The 13,904-nt window shown below is 54.8% G+C and carries 17 protein-coding genes; 15 read left to right on the forward strand and 2 right to left on the reverse strand.

The features are described from left to right. Positions 1 to 97: 97 nt before the first annotated feature. Together R3196_RS04775 and R3196_RS04780 are read left to right on the forward strand one after the other, a co-directional pair. Entirely contained in the window at positions 98 to 916 is an 819-nt protein-coding gene (locus R3196_RS04775; RefSeq protein WP_318935515.1) for a flagellin, read from the forward strand. Positions 917 to 1,015: 99 nt separating this feature from the next. Beyond that, positions 1,016 to 1,369: a flagellar protein FlaG gene (locus tag R3196_RS04780; protein ID WP_318935516.1), complete on the forward strand. Its 354-nt coding sequence runs from the start codon at positions 1,016 to 1,018 to the stop codon at positions 1,367 to 1,369. A gap of 4 nt (positions 1,370 to 1,373) precedes the next feature. On the opposite strand, the gene fliE is transcribed toward R3196_RS04780, so the two are convergent. Further along, a complete protein-coding gene (fliE, locus tag R3196_RS04785) occupies positions 1,374 to 1,691 on the reverse strand; it encodes a flagellar hook-basal body complex protein FliE (protein WP_318935517.1) in 318 nt (105 codons plus the stop codon). Positions 1,692 to 1,874: 183 nt separating this feature from the next. On the opposite strand from fliE, the gene fliF reads away from it, so the two are divergent. The 13 genes from fliF to fliR are packed head-to-tail and all read left to right on the forward strand — an operon-like array spanning position 1,875 to position 12,683. Continuing rightward, positions 1,875 to 3,650, forward strand: coding sequence for a flagellar basal-body MS-ring/collar protein FliF (gene fliF / locus R3196_RS04790; protein ID WP_318935518.1), 1,776 nt, complete (start codon positions 1,875 to 1,877; stop codon positions 3,648 to 3,650). Further along, positions 3,637 to 4,659 carry a flagellar motor switch protein FliG gene (gene fliG / locus R3196_RS04795; protein WP_318935519.1) on the forward strand — a complete coding sequence of 341 codons (1,023 nt, stop codon included), beginning with the start codon at positions 3,637 to 3,639 and terminating at the stop codon, positions 4,657 to 4,659. The genes fliF and fliG overlap by 14 nt, the downstream gene beginning before the upstream one ends. Further along, complete coding sequence (locus R3196_RS04800; RefSeq protein WP_318935520.1) at positions 4,646 to 5,383, forward strand: flagellar assembly protein FliH; 738 nt, start codon at positions 4,646 to 4,648, stop codon at positions 5,381 to 5,383. Before fliG ends, R3196_RS04800 begins: the two co-directional genes overlap by 14 nt. Further along, complete coding sequence (gene fliI / locus R3196_RS04805; RefSeq protein WP_318935521.1) at positions 5,376 to 6,746, forward strand: flagellar protein export ATPase FliI; 1,371 nt, start codon at positions 5,376 to 5,378, stop codon at positions 6,744 to 6,746. The genes R3196_RS04800 and fliI overlap by 8 nt, the downstream gene beginning before the upstream one ends. Beyond that, a complete protein-coding gene (gene fliJ, locus R3196_RS04810) occupies positions 6,743 to 7,201 on the forward strand; it encodes a flagellar export protein FliJ (protein WP_318935522.1) in 459 nt (152 codons plus the stop codon). Before fliI ends, fliJ begins: the two co-directional genes overlap by 4 nt. Before the next feature lie 2 nt (positions 7,202 to 7,203). Next, positions 7,204 to 8,475 carry a flagellar hook-length control protein FliK gene (locus tag R3196_RS04815; RefSeq protein ID WP_318935523.1) on the forward strand — a complete coding sequence of 424 codons (1,272 nt, stop codon included), beginning with the start codon at positions 7,204 to 7,206 and terminating at the stop codon, positions 8,473 to 8,475. A gap of 31 nt (positions 8,476 to 8,506) precedes the next feature. Further along, on the forward strand, positions 8,507 to 9,001 hold the full coding sequence (gene fliL / locus R3196_RS04820) for a flagellar basal body-associated protein FliL (RefSeq protein ID WP_318935524.1): 495 nt from the start codon (positions 8,507 to 8,509) through the stop codon (positions 8,999 to 9,001). Between the two features lie 5 nt (positions 9,002 to 9,006). After that, positions 9,007 to 10,095, forward strand: coding sequence for a flagellar motor switch protein FliM (gene fliM, locus R3196_RS04825; RefSeq protein ID WP_318935525.1), 1,089 nt, complete (start codon positions 9,007 to 9,009; stop codon positions 10,093 to 10,095). Continuing rightward, a complete protein-coding gene (gene fliN / locus R3196_RS04830) occupies positions 10,085 to 10,507 on the forward strand; it encodes a flagellar motor switch protein FliN (RefSeq protein WP_318935526.1) in 423 nt (140 codons plus the stop codon). Before fliM ends, fliN begins: the two co-directional genes overlap by 11 nt. After that, a complete protein-coding gene (gene fliO / locus R3196_RS04835; RefSeq protein ID WP_318935527.1) occupies positions 10,504 to 10,878 on the forward strand; it encodes a flagellar biosynthetic protein FliO in 375 nt (124 codons plus the stop codon). Before fliN ends, fliO begins: the two co-directional genes overlap by 4 nt. Continuing rightward, positions 10,878 to 11,612: a flagellar type III secretion system pore protein FliP gene (gene fliP / locus R3196_RS04840; protein WP_318935528.1), complete on the forward strand. Its 735-nt coding sequence runs from the start codon at positions 10,878 to 10,880 to the stop codon at positions 11,610 to 11,612. The genes fliO and fliP overlap by 1 nt, the downstream gene beginning before the upstream one ends. 9 nt (positions 11,613 to 11,621) lie before the next feature. Further along, the gene (gene fliQ, locus R3196_RS04845) at positions 11,622 to 11,891 is read left to right on the forward strand and encodes a flagellar biosynthesis protein FliQ (protein ID WP_318935529.1); all 270 of its coding nucleotides are present in this window, start codon (positions 11,622 to 11,624) and stop codon (positions 11,889 to 11,891) included. A gap of 12 nt (positions 11,892 to 11,903) precedes the next feature. Then, positions 11,904 to 12,683, forward strand: a complete 780-nt coding sequence (gene fliR / locus R3196_RS04850) for a flagellar biosynthetic protein FliR (RefSeq protein ID WP_318935530.1) — start codon at positions 11,904 to 11,906, stop codon at positions 12,681 to 12,683. Between the two features lie 17 nt (positions 12,684 to 12,700). On the opposite strand, the gene flgL is transcribed toward fliR, so the two are convergent. Then, on the reverse strand, positions 12,701 to 13,900 hold the full coding sequence (gene flgL, locus R3196_RS04855) for a flagellar hook-associated protein FlgL (RefSeq protein WP_318935531.1): 1,200 nt from the start codon (positions 13,898 to 13,900) through the stop codon (positions 12,701 to 12,703). Positions 13,901 to 13,904: the final 4 nt, after the last annotated feature.

Consider the following 13,904-nt stretch of genomic DNA (forward strand, 5'->3'; position numbering starts at 1 on the left):
AAAAAATTTTCTAAAGGTTTTTTTCTACGCACCGATAACTAGTCAGGACGGAGGCCACAACCGGCAGCCAATTTTCGGAAACAGAAGGATAAAGACTATGTCAGTTATAAACACAAATATCACCGCGATGATTGGTCAGAACAACCTGTCAAAGTCGCAGTCTGCACTGCAAACTTCGATGGAGCGTCTGTCATCTGGCCTGCGTATTAACAGTGCCAAAGATGATGCCGCTGGCCAGGCGATTGCTAACCGCATGACCGCTCAAGTCACGGGTATGAACCAGGCTTCTCGTAACGCTAACGACGGTATCTCTTTGGTGCAAACCATGGAAGGCGGTCTGAACCAGGTCAACGATAACCTACAACGCATTCGTGAACTGGCCGTACAGGCTGCGAGTGATACTAACTCGGCCGCAGACAGAACGTCTATCGCAACTGAGATCACTCAACGGGTAGCTGAAATTGACCGTATCGCGGGTAGCAACAACTTTAACGGCACAAGCCTACTGAACGCAGCGGCTTCGCTGCAAATCCAGGTTGGCGCTGGCACTACCGCTAACGATTCAATCGCCGTCGCCACCGTAGATGCAACCTCAGCGACTCTGGGTGTCAACGCATTGGCGGTTGACACTGCCGCGAACGCTCAGCTTGCTATCGACAGCGTTGATGCCGCTATCACAACTATTGATACTGCTCGTTCTACTTTAGGTGCGACTCTGAACCGATTTGACTCTGTCGTAGACAATCTGGCAACGACTTCGACTAATCTGTCAGCGGCCCGCTCACGCATCGAAGATGCTGATTACGCGGCCGAAGTCAGCAACATGACGCGTGCCAACATCCTGCAACAGGCTGGTACTTCAGTTCTGGCACAGGCGAACCAGACTCCACAGTCAGTTCTGTCACTGCTGGGCTAAGAAAATCGGGTATCTCCGTGACGGTAACGCATTCACCGTCATTCCCATGGCAGCCCTTATTTTAAGGGCTGCCTTTTTTCGCTTCAGGAGGCGAAAATCATGACTACCCCCATGAATGAGTTGTCCTACAATAACTGGCCAGCAGCTTATGCCGCCGCAGAACGACAGCGAATGGAGCGGGTATTGCAGCAATTGCCCATGCCAAAATCCTCCGCCGAGCCACAACAATATAAAGCTGCGGAACTCGTCAGCCCGGTGCAGCGCATCAATCAGGTCATGGAGAATTACGGCCTGCACTTTGATTTATCCGAGCAGGCTGGTGGTAAAGTCGTGATCAAGCTGGTGAGCCGGGATTCCGGCGAGGTTATCCGGCAAATCCCGTCAGAAGAAATGCTGCGTATCGCTGAACACCTGGATGAGATAAAAGGATTGTTGCTGCAGCAGCAGGCTTAAGTTGTTAAACCTGCATGCCCATGATTTCTTTATAAGCACTAACCATGCGGTTTCGCACCTGCACGCCCATCTCAAAAGCCAGAGATGCCTTCTGCTTATCCACCATGACTTCATTCAGGGTTACATTGGGATCCCCTAACTGAAACGCCCGGGTTTTTTCGCCGGAGATCTGCTGCAGCGCATTAATTTTATCGATCGAACTCTTTAACTCTTGGGCAAAGCCGCCGGACTGAACGGGACCTGTTGCTGCAGGCTGGGCCTTAACTTCAGTCTGTAATGCCTGCATTTGCTGCAGAGCAGTCTGTATCGCTGGTACGCTCATATAATCGCCTTCAAAACATATGATATATTTTTATTGGCAACACTTTAGCAGTGCGTCCACTATCCGAAGCATCTAATTAACGCTAAAAAAGTGCCCTTTTTCACTCTTTGACTTGCCCCTCCCCCCGCATAATGGCATCTAGCTAAATCCGCCTGTTTACGAATCCGGAACCCAAAGAATATTATGGAAGCAACTCAGACCGTAAAACCTGCTGCAAGCACCGGCACCGCAGCGCCGGGCATGCCCTCGTGGCTGCAGCAGTTGAAGAACAACAATCTGGTGCCCCTGTTAATCGGCGGTGCCGCATTCGTTGGTCTGGTCTTTGCCCTGGTCATGTGGGCCAGCACGCCGGAATACCGGGTTCTGTATAGCAACCTGAGTGAGGCCGATGGCGGTCGTATTGTTAATCAACTGGAAGCCCAGCAGGTGCCCTATCAGCTGAACGGCGCAGGTACGATCATGGTGCCCGGCGATCAGGTGCATCGCCTGCGTCTGAGCATGGCAGAACAAGGGCTTCCTCAGGGCGGTAACGCCGGATTCTCGCTGATGGATAACCAAGCCTTCGGTATCAGTCAGTTCGCGGAGCAGGTTAACTTTCAGCGCGCCCTCGAAGGCGAACTGTCCAGTTCGATGGAGTCGCTCGGCCCGGTAGCCCGCGCCCGTGTGCACCTGGCCATGGCTAAAGCCTCTGTGTTCGTGCGCGATCGGGAGCCCGCAAAGGCTTCGGTCATACTGACGCTGCACGCCGGGCGCCAGCTTGGTGACGGCCAGGTCCAGGCCATTATCCATATGGTTTCCAGCAGCGTGCCGGAGCTGGCCACCGAGCACGTCACCGTAGTTGATCAGTATGGCAATCTACTGTCGAACAATAACCGCGAAGACGCTTTAAGCGGTACTAAGCTGACCTATATCGGACAGATCGAGCGGTCATATCAGGAGCGCATTGAAAACATCCTCACACCGATACTTGGCCGCTCAAATATTCAGGCCCAGGTTGTTGCCCACGTCGACTTCGCCAAGCGTGAGGCCACCGCTGAAAGCTATACCCCGAACCAGAATGTCGACACCGCCGCCATTCGCAGCATCCAGCGCAATATAACCATGCAGGGCAGCGGCATGGGCGCCCAGGGCGTGCCCGGCGCGCTGACCAATACCCCGCCGGGCGTGGAAGCCTCCCCCATCGAAGTCACTGCCGCCGAGCCCGGTGCAGAGCCGGCAGTAGAAACTGCGGAAAATAATGTTGCCAATCGCTCGATACAGCAGGATCAGATTGTTAACTATGAAGTGAATCGCACCATTGAGCATGTCGATCATCATCGTGGCCAGCTGGAACGCCTTTCCGTAGCTGTGGTGGTCAATCACCGCGAAGTCATCGGTGAAGACGGCATCGCTACCCGCGTCAAACGTAGCGACGAAGAGCTGGAATATATTACCCGGCTGGTACGCCAGGCCATGGGTTTTACCGAGGCTCGCGGCGACCAGCTTGATGTGATTAACAGCCTGTTCGTTAACCAGGCCGAACCTGTTGAAGAGCTCTCCTGGTGGGAGCAACAAGGCGTTCAGCAATTAGTGATGTCGGTCATCCGTTATCTGCTGGCCGGTCTTGGCATTCTGTTGCTTTACCTGTGGCTGTTGCGCCCACTGCTAAATCGCTTTAGCTCATCAGTAAGTGCTGGCAGTGGCGGCTCCAGGAACAATGCCCGCGGTAATTTACGCGCGGTGGTAGGCGACGATGGCGATGATACCGAATCAGCCCGCAGTCGCGGTGCACCGCGTGCCGGCGGCAGTATCGACGACGAAGACGAGGACGAGGAATATGGTTCGTTCCGCTGGCCTGAAAAAGAAAACAAATCGAATTACAAAAAAGGCCTGAAAAAAGCTCAGGAGCAAGCACGGGATAACCCGAAACAGGTGGCCCGAATCTTACAGAACTGGATAAATAACGATGACAATCTCTAATCAACAAGCGGCAAGCTCTGGAACCATGACCGGCCTGCGCCGCGCCGCGCTGTTGTTGCTCATGCTGGAAGAAGAGTCGGCCGCCGAGGTGTTTAAACACTTTGCGCCCCAGCAAATCCAGAAGATCAGTAAAGAAATGACGAAACTCACTGATGTCTCGCATAAGGACATCAAAACGGTACTGGAACAGTTCCATCAGGAACTCGCAGACACCCCGGCCCTCGACAAATACGATGATTATATCCGCTCGGTGCTCACCAGGGCCCTCGGCCAGGACCGTGCCAACAGCCTGATTGAAGACGTGCTCGAGCACAAGGTTGGCAGTGTTGGCATCGACGCCCTGAATATGATGGATGTGCCGGAAGTGGCCGAGATGATCCGCGATGAACACCCGCAGATTATTGCCACTATTCTGATCCATCTTGACCGCCCGCAAGCGGCAGGTGTGCTTGAACTGTTCGACGAACGCCTGCGCAATGATGTGGTCTTGCGGGTAGCGACCTTCACCGGCGTCCAGCCTGCGGCGCTGCAGGAATTAACTGAAGTACTGGGCGGCATGCTCGATGGCCAGAACCTCAAGCGCAGCAAAATGGGTGGTGTTCGCACCGCCGCTGAAATCCTTAACCTGCTGAGCGCCGGCCAGGAAGACACGGCGCTGGAAAACATCCGCGCCTACAACGACGAGCTGGCACAAAAAATCGTCGACGAGATGTTCCTGTTCGAGAACCTGCTCGAGTTGGACGATCGCAGTATTCAGGTACTGATGCGTCAGATAGAAACCTCAGCGCTGGTTATCGCCCTCAAAGGCGCCGACGACGCTCTGGTCGAGAAATTCCTGCGCAATATGTCACAGCGTGCAGCGCAGCTTATTCGTGAAGAAATGGAAACCCGCGGCCCAATTCGTGTGTCGCAGGTTGAAACTGAACAGAAAGCCATACTGCAGGTGGTTCGCCGCTTAGCTGATAGTGGCGAAATTGTCTTAGGAAGTGGTGACGATGCCTTCGTTTAAGTCATTCTCAGTTGCCCGGGAGCAGCGTGCAAGCACGGCTGCTACAGCTAGTTCGGCCAACGATGGCAACTGGCAGAGCTGGTCGATGCAGCCTCTCGGGCGCAAGCTAGCTGCCAGCGCAGTGAACGAGACGGACCAACCCGCCGAGTTCCAGGTTAACAGTGAGCTACACAAGCTTTGCAATGAGGCTCGTGCGGCTGCCTACCAGGAAGGCCTGAAAAGCGGCCAGGAAGAAGGTTATGCACAAGGTTACGAAAAAGGCCTTGAGGAAGGTCGTGTTGCTGCCGATAAGGAATTAAAGGAAACCCTGGCACAAACCCTGACTCCGCTTGGCAGTCTGATTGGGGAAGTCGACCGCGCGCTGCATCAGTTGGATGACAATGTCAGTGAACAGCTTGTTCAACTGGCTCTGGCGGTAGGTCGCCAGCTGGCCGGTGAAGCACTGGATGCACAACCTGAGGCGGTGCTGACGTTGGTTCGTGAGATGCTCCACGCCGAGCCCATGCTGACCGAGAAACCGGTGTTAATACTACACCCGGAAGATCTGAAACTGGTCGCTGAACAGTTAGAGAATGAAGTGGCCACAGTGGGTTGGAAGCTGCGGCCCGACGAACGTTTGCAGCGCGGCGGATGCCGCCTGATCAGCGCTACCGGCGAACTGGACGCAAGCCAGGAAACCCGCTGGCAGCGCATAATTCAGCAGTTAAGAGGACGCCATGCATAGTGCTGAGCAACTCACAGAACATTGGCAGGCCGCGCTAAACAGTGTGCGTGAGCGCTTGGTTGCGCTGCCGCAGTGGCGTCACTGCGGTCGGCTGGTGCGCGCCACCGGCATGGTGCTGGAAGCCGTTGGCTTGCAGCTACCGGTTGGCAGTGCCTGTGTGATTGAAGTGCAGCAGCAGAGCGATACCCTTATTGAAGCCGAAGTCGTCGGCTTTGCCGGCGATAAAACCTTTTTAATGCCCCTTGAGCAGGTACAGGGCTTAACACCAGGCGCTCGCGTTCTGCCGATTAGTGAGGCCGGTGACGACAGCCGCCGCTTTCCGCTTGGCCCGGCACTGCTGGGCCGGGTACTGGACGGTAGTGGTCGTACCCTTGACCAGCAACCGCTGCCGCGCGAAGTGGAATACGGCAAACTCTCTGGCAAAGCTATTAATCCGATGCAGCGCGCGCCAATCGATACCCCTATCGATGTCGGTATTCGCGCGATTAACGGCTTACTGACGATTGGTCGCGGTCAGCGCATGGGTTTGTTCGCGGGCTCGGGCGTTGGTAAATCGGTGCTGCTGGGTATGATGGCCCGCTTTACCAAGGCCGATGTGATCGTCGTCGGTCTGATTGGCGAGCGCGGCCGCGAAGTACAGGAATTTATTGATCAGATTCTGGGCGAAGAGGGCATGAAACGAGCCGTTGTGGTAGCAGCGCCGGCAGATTCATCGCCACTGCAGCGGCTGCAAGGCGCCGCTTATGCTACCCGTCTGGCCGAAGATTTCCGGGATCGCGGCCAACATGTGTTGCTGATTATGGATTCACTGACCCGTTTTGCCATGGCGCAGCGCGAAATCGCTTTAGCTATCGGTGAGCCGCCCGCCACCAAAGGTTATCCGCCAAGTGTGTTTGCACGATTACCGGCCCTGGTTGAGCGCGCGGGCAACGGCGCTATCGGCGGCGGCTCAATCACCGCTTTTTATACGGTGCTGACCGAAGGTGATGACCAGCAGGATCCCATCGCCGATGCGACCCGCGCAATTCTGGATGGCCATGTGGTGTTATCCCGGGGTCTGGCCGAGTCGGGTCATTACCCGGCAATTGATATCGAAGCGTCGATCAGCCGCGTGATGCCGTCAGTAATCAGCCAGCAGCAGGTGCAGCAGGCACAGAAACTGAAGAAGCTCTTTTCGGTCTATCAGCGCAACCGCGACCTTATCAGCGTTGGCGCCTACAGTCCGGGACACGACCCGGTGCTCGACCAGGCGGTGCAGAAATTTCCGCAGGTTGAACACTACCTGCAGCAGCAAATGCACGAAACCGCCAGTTTTAACGACGCACAGCGCGGCTTAACCGATGTCATTGGAGGGATGCAATGAACACTATCGCCTTAGCACAGCTTACTGAACAGGCTGAACGCGCTCGCAACGATGCCGCCCGGCTGCTTGCCAGCGAGCGCCAGAACAAACAAAAAATCGCCGCCCAGTTGCAGACGCTGCAAGGCTACCGTCACGAGTACCGGTTGCAATTGCAGCGCCAGTTGCTTAACGGCCTGGCGCCGGCCACTATTGCCACCTACCAGCAGTTTCTACGCAGTCTCGACCACGCCATCCTGCAGGCGCAACAGGCGCTGCAACAGCAAAGTGATAAAGCCGACCAGGTACAGCAGCTGTGGATTGAAAAACAGCAACGGCTGCAATCTTTTGCCACCCTGGGTGAGCGCCAGCAGCACGTTATCCGTAAGCAAGTGCAACAGCGCGAACAAAAATTAGCCGATGAATTGACAACCACCATGTACGCTCGCCGACTGCAACTCGCGAAGGAAGGATTTTAACCATGGTTCAGGTAAACGTGATCAGTCAGTTGCTGCACCAACAAATGCGCACACCAGAGGGCGGTGCAGAAGCTCAGCCCGAAGGCGCTTTTGCCACGCTTTTTGCTGCACTAGCCCCGGCCCCGGAAGCAGCTCCGGTCAAGCACAGTCTGCTGCCATCAACAGCCTTTAAGGGTGCATCGCGCGATGACTTAATTACCCTGCCGGAGCAGCCTCCGGGCCCGCCAATATTTGCCCAGACGGTCGCATTGCCGGTACCAGCCAATGTTAACGCGTTACCCGTGCCGCCAGCAGCACTGTCACCGGTATTGGAATCGCCGCTACCTGTCACAGCGCATCCACTGATCCAACCTGGCAACGGCATCATAAAACAACCGATCGCAACACCGGTCGAGCCAGCGGTAGCCCATGCCGCGGCAACGCCACCAGCAGGTTTTAAAGAAGCAGCAGTTAGCACCGCAGCACCTGCAACGACTGCCGTTGAGCCGCTGGTTCGCGCTCAGGTTCAGACGCAGACGCAGGCCCAGACGCAGCCAGCGGCTCCTGAACAAGCTGCTAAATCAGCGGAACTGGCGCAAGCCACGATTAATAGCCGGGCTAATACTGCTGAGCTTCGCGAAACCATGCAGCCTGCAGCACCAGTAGTGAGCCAGCTGGCTTCCGCCACCGCCACCTTGCGCGGATCCTCAGTGCCGGAGGTTGCGCCTAAGCCGCTGACCAACACTTCGGCGAATGGTATTCAGATCATCATGACAGACGCGCCCGTCGCCGGCAGCACGGCGGCGGCTGCGTCACAGCCAGCCCCACAAGCCATACCAGCGGCAGCGCTGCCTCAATTAACTGCGCCCGTGGGCAGCCCGGCCTGGCAAACCCAGCTACAACAAAACATGGTGCAGATGGTTATGCATAACCAGCAACAGGTTACCTTGCGCCTGAATCCTGCCGATTTAGGCCCCATTCAGATGCAGCTGCAACTGGACGATACCTCAGCTCAACTAAATATTCTGACGCACAGCAATCAGGTGCGCGGTGCCTTAGAAACGGCGATGCCTCAACTGCGTGAGGCCCTTGCGAGTCAGGGAATTCAACTAACTGATTCGCAGGTTGGCCAGCAGGGCAGCCAACAACAGCAGCCGCAGCAATCGCCGCAACAACAGCGGGGCATGCAATGGTCTGCCAAAGGCAATGACCGATCGCCAGTAACGGATTCAGCAAGTTTAACCTCCCCCGCCGGGGATTCAGTACACCAGGGCCAGGTCGATATCTACGCCTGACCTGATCAAGTTACTTTAACGAAGGTGATGTATGGCACGTAAAAATGACACTCCGGAAGCTACAGGGAATAAGAGCAATCTGGTGCTCTACATTTTACTGTTTTTAACCATCGCATTAGGCGCTGGCAATACCTGGCTACTGCTGGATACCCGCAATATCGCCTTAGCCGCAGGTAGCGCCGAAGAAGTAGCGGCAGAAGCCGAGGAATATGAACCGGTGTTTGTCAATATTTCGCCCTTTACGGTGAACCTGAAGAGCGATCAGTTCGGTCCGCGGCTGCTGTATACCGGCCTGACTCTCGAGGTTCCTGATGAGAAGGTGAAACAGGCGATCCTCAGCAATATGCCGCAGGTCCGTAACCGCCTGCTGGTGCTGTTATCCGGTCAGGAAGCAGAAAAAATAGCGATGTCGGACGGCAAAAAGGCGTTGGCAAGCAGCATTATGCAAAGTCTCAGTGAGCCGTATTACGGCGACAAAGAAATGGTGATTAACGATGTTCTGTTCACCGAATTTATTGTGCAGTAGGTGCTATGAGTAGTGATAACCACTTAAGTCAGGATGAACTCGATGCGTTGTTAAGCGGCGTTGCTGCCGAGCCCGATTCTGACGATGATGATGCCATTGATATTGAGACCACCGAGGATACAGCGCCGGCGGAAGCGCCTGTGCGCCAGCCAAAAGCCAAAGCGAAGGCTCGGCAGCGGCCGTTTGACCCGGCTTCTCAGAACCGTGTGGTGCGTGAGCGCCTGCATACGCTGGAAGTAATCAACGAGCGATTTGCCCGCCAGTTCCGTATGAATTTGTTCAATCTGTTGCGCCGCAACGCTGACATCAGCGTCGAATCTGTGCGTTATCAGCGCTTCAGTGATTTTGCCGATGCCACCCCATCGCCAACAAACCTCAATATTATCGCCATGAAGCCGCTCCGTGGTAGCGCTCTGGTGGTGTTCCCTCATCCGATGGTTTCAATGATTGTCGAGAACCTGTTTGGTGGGGATGGCCGCTTTATGACCCGCAACGAAGCGCGGGAGTTTACCGGCACTGAGCAACGTATTATCAGCCGGGTACTGAACCTGGCCATTGACGCTTATCAGGAATCCTGGCGCGCGGTGCATCCGCTGGAAATCACCTTTATCCGTTCGGAAATGCAGCCGAAGTTTGCCGCGATCACCAGTTCGCCGAGTGAGATAGTGGTAACCACCACCTTTCACCTGGAAGTTGGCCAGTTAGAAAGTAACTTTAAGATTTGCATGCCCTACTCGATGGTGGAGCCACTGCGTGACAAGTTAACCAACCTGCGCGCTGATACTGGCTACAGCAACGATAAAGCCTGGCGTCAGCGTATTTCCCAAGAGCTGAAATCATCTTCCATTGAGCTGGTTGCCAATTTTCTTGATATCCCCTTGCGGTTACCGCAAGTCATGTCTTTAAAGCCGGGCGATGTACTGCCGGTGGAATTGCCTGACACCGTGACCGCGACCGTTAATGCGTTACCCGTGCTGGAATGTGAGTTTGGCAGCGTGAACGACCACCGCGCCCTGAAAGTGAAGCATTTATTAGAAAACCATCAATTTCCAACCGCGGTGCTGCGTACCAAGGAGTCTGACCATGACAAATAAAGACCAAGACCAAGAGCAAGACCAGTCCCCTGCGGATCAGGATCAGGATCCCTGGGCTGATGCGCTCGCTGAAGAGCAGCAAAGCGCGCCAGCCAGTGACAGCCAGAAAGTTTTTAAGCCCCTGGATAACACCGCCACCGGCGGCACCATGAATGATCTGGATATTATTATGGATATTCCGGTCAAGCTTAGTGTCGAGCTGGGGCGCACCCGTATTACCATCAAGCAGCTATTGGAGCTGGCTCAGGGCTCGGTGGTTGAACTCGATGGCCTGGCCGGTGAACCGATGGATATCCTCATCAACGGCTACCTGATTGCGCAGGGTGAAGTGGTCGTGCTTGATGACAAATACGGCATCCGGATTACCGAAATCGTGACGCCGTCCGAACGTGTGCAGAAGCTGAACCGATGAACACGACCGAAGCACCCGAGCTGACCGGCGGCCTGGCACTATTTGGCCAGGTTACCTTAATTCTAATCTTCATTATTCTGGTGATTCTGGGTTGTGCCTGGTTGTTTCGCCGCTTTTCCGGCGTGGCACAGGGCGGCAGCGGCTTACTGAAAGTAGTCGGCAGCGTTGGCGTTGGCCAGCGTGAACGGGTGGTCATTGTCAGCGTTGGCGAAACCTGGTTAGTACTGGGCGTAGCCAGCGGCCAGGTGCGTAAACTTCATGACATGCCAGCGCAAGCCTCTGCAACCAAAGACGACGGACAGGGATTTGCCAGGCGCTTTCAGCAGGCACTGGGTAAACAGTTAAGCAATAAGGACGGGCGTTCAGACTAATGCGTATTCTTGCCATCGCGCTGTTGGTGCTGCTATTTCCCGCCGACCTGTTCGCCCAAAGTATTCCCGGTATCATCAGCGAACCGACGCCGGAAGGCGGCCAGAAGTGGTCATTGCCGCTACAGACCCTCATACTACTTACCAGTCTGGCCTTTATTCCGGCTGTCGTACTGATGATGACCTGCTTTATCCGGCTGATCATCGTATTCAGTCTGTTGCGCACCGCGATAGGCACGCAATCTGCGCCGCCGAATCAGGTGCTACTGGGATTATCGCTGTTTCTGACATCTTTCATTATGGCGCCGGTATTTAACCAGATTTACGATACCGCCTGGATCCCCTTAAGCAACGACACCATTGACCTGACGCAGTTTTTTACGCTGGCTTCAGAGCCACTGCGGGAATTCATGATGGCGCAGACCCGCGAGCCCGACCTGGCGTTGTTTGCCGGCCTGGCTAATGTTGGCCCGCTGCAAAATCCGGATGACGTGCCATTTTACGTGCTGGTGCCATCGTTCGTGACCAGTGAACTGAAAACGGCTTTCCAGATCGGTTTTACTATTTTTATTCCGTTCCTGATTATCGATCTGGTCGTCGCCAGTGTGTTGATGGCACTGGGTATGATGATGGTGCCACCGGCGACTATATCGCTTCCATTTAAGCTCATGCTCTTTGTGTTAGTCGACGGTTGGGGGCTATTGATTGGCTCGCTGGCGAGAAGCTTTTATGTTTAGGGAGCCGGCATGACACCAGAAACGGTCATGACCATCGCTTATCAGGCGATGCAGGTCTGCCTGTTCCTGGCTGGCCCGCTGTTGCTGACGGCGCTGCTGCTGGGTCTGCTCATCAGCCTGTTTCAGGCGGCTACGCAGATTAACGAGATGACGCTTTCATTTATTCCTAAAATTCTTGGCGTTATTGCGGTACTGGTTGCCATTGGCCCTTATCTGCTGCAGCTCATTATCGATTTTACCACGCGCCTGTTCACCAACATTCCCATTATGATCCAATAGCGGGTCATCCAGATGTTAACCATCACGTTCGCCCAACTTGAACACTGGATCAGTCTGTTCCTCTGGCCCTTCTGCCGCTTTAGCGGGGTGCTGCTGATTGCTCCGGTACTGAGTCACTCAAGCTTGCCGCGCCAGATAAAACTCGGTCTGGCGCTGATCTTTACGGTTGTTATCAGCCCACTGCTGCCACCATTACCGGATGTGCCTTTGTTTTCCTGGGAAAGCTTCGGAATTATTGTTGAACAGCTGCTAATCGGAGTGGCTATCGGCCTGGTCATGCAAGTGGTTTTTGCCGCTATTCAGGCCGCTGGAGAGTTTATCGGCCTACAGATGGGCCTCGCCTTCGCCACCTTCTTTTCGCCTGACAGTGGCGCTAATACGATGATTCTGTCGCGCCTGTTCTATGTATTCTCCATGCTGATGTTTCTGGCTATTGACGGCCATCTGCTGTTGCTGGAGGTACTGGCACGATCCTTCATTATGCTGCCCATTGGCACCATAGGTATGAACGCTGATGCCTTCGAGCTTATCGCCCGGTTTGGCGCGGTGATATTCAGTGCGGGTATCCTGCTGGCGTTACCGGTATTCGGCGCGCTGCTGATCGTGAACCTGACCCTGGGTATTCTGAACCGCTCGGCACCTCAGTTAACGGTGTTTTCGATTGGCTTCCCGATGTCATTAACCCTGGGGCTGGTGTTGCTGCTGGTATTAATGACTGAGCTGGGGACTTATTTACAGCGAATGTTCCAGGTTGGTCTTGATATGGTCGAGAAGGTGCTGGTGACTTTGTAAGCGGGCCCTACCTGCGCTTAGCGCAGGTAGTTAAACAAACTTAAATCCTTCACTTTGGCAAACGACTGCTGCGCTGCCTGTAAGCCCACCATCCGCATGCTGTACTCGGACGCCGCCTCAACATAGTTGAGATCTACCAGATCAGACATGGCCTGTTTATAGCCGATCATCCGGTTCGACGATATTGCGTCCAGCGTATCGAGCTCATTAAAACGGGCTCCGACTTCCGCCCGCACAGTCAGCACGTTCTCCAGTCCGTTATCGAGTTCGTTCATTACCACATGGATGCTATTTCGCAGATTTGCCTTATCGGAAGCCGTTATCGCCGGGGTATCTAATGCCGCTATGGCCCGCTCAAAGGTTTTAAAAATATCAGTGTTACCCTGATCAGCCGGCGCGATACGAAGCGTATCGCCAGCTGCTGGCTGCCCTTCCAGGCGAACCCTGAGGCCACCAACCGCAATATCCTGCGGCGCCGTATAAGCAACTGCGGCGCCACCATTAACGGAATAGGTCGGCGCGGCCGCGGTACCGCCAAAGCTCAAGTCAAAAGCCTGTCCGAACTGCGGGTCAGAAGGGTCCAGAATCTCGGCTGCACCAAAGGTCATGGTGCCCGCATTCGCCGGGCTCGCATCGACAAGGTAACCGGCACTGCTATGGACCTGACGAAAAATCTCGTCGCCAGTATGTCCCGTGGGCATTAACCGGTCGGCATCCACCCGTTGCTCTCTGATTTCGGTACTGCCATTAAAGCTAACTGAGCCATCGGGCTGCCGGATAAACGGCGCCGTGTCATCCTGGTAACCGCCAAACAGATAGCGGCCATTGCCATCACCACTATTTGCCAGACCAACAAGTGACTCATACAGACTTTTTAACTCGCTGCCAACGGAAGCGCGATCGGCATCGCCCAAGGTTCCGTTAGCTGCCTGCACCATTAACGTTTTGGCGCGGCTGTAAATTTCGGTGACACTATTCAGTACACTTTCTTCCTGGCCGAGCGAGTTGCGAACCCCAATGCGGGCATCAACAAACTGCTGGGTAACCGCCTGCGACTGGCTTAACGCGACGGCTTGCGTCATCGCCTGGGGATCGTCAGAAATAGTCGTCACGCGTTTGCCGCTGGCTATTTGCTGACCAACTTTCATCACGTCAGCCTGCTGCTTATTCATTGATGAAGTATGTTGATTATAAATCGTTAAAGTACTAATTCGCATAAGG

The organism is Pseudidiomarina sp. (assembly GCF_033722695.1).
GTDB lineage: Bacteria > Pseudomonadota > Gammaproteobacteria > Enterobacterales > Alteromonadaceae > Pseudidiomarina.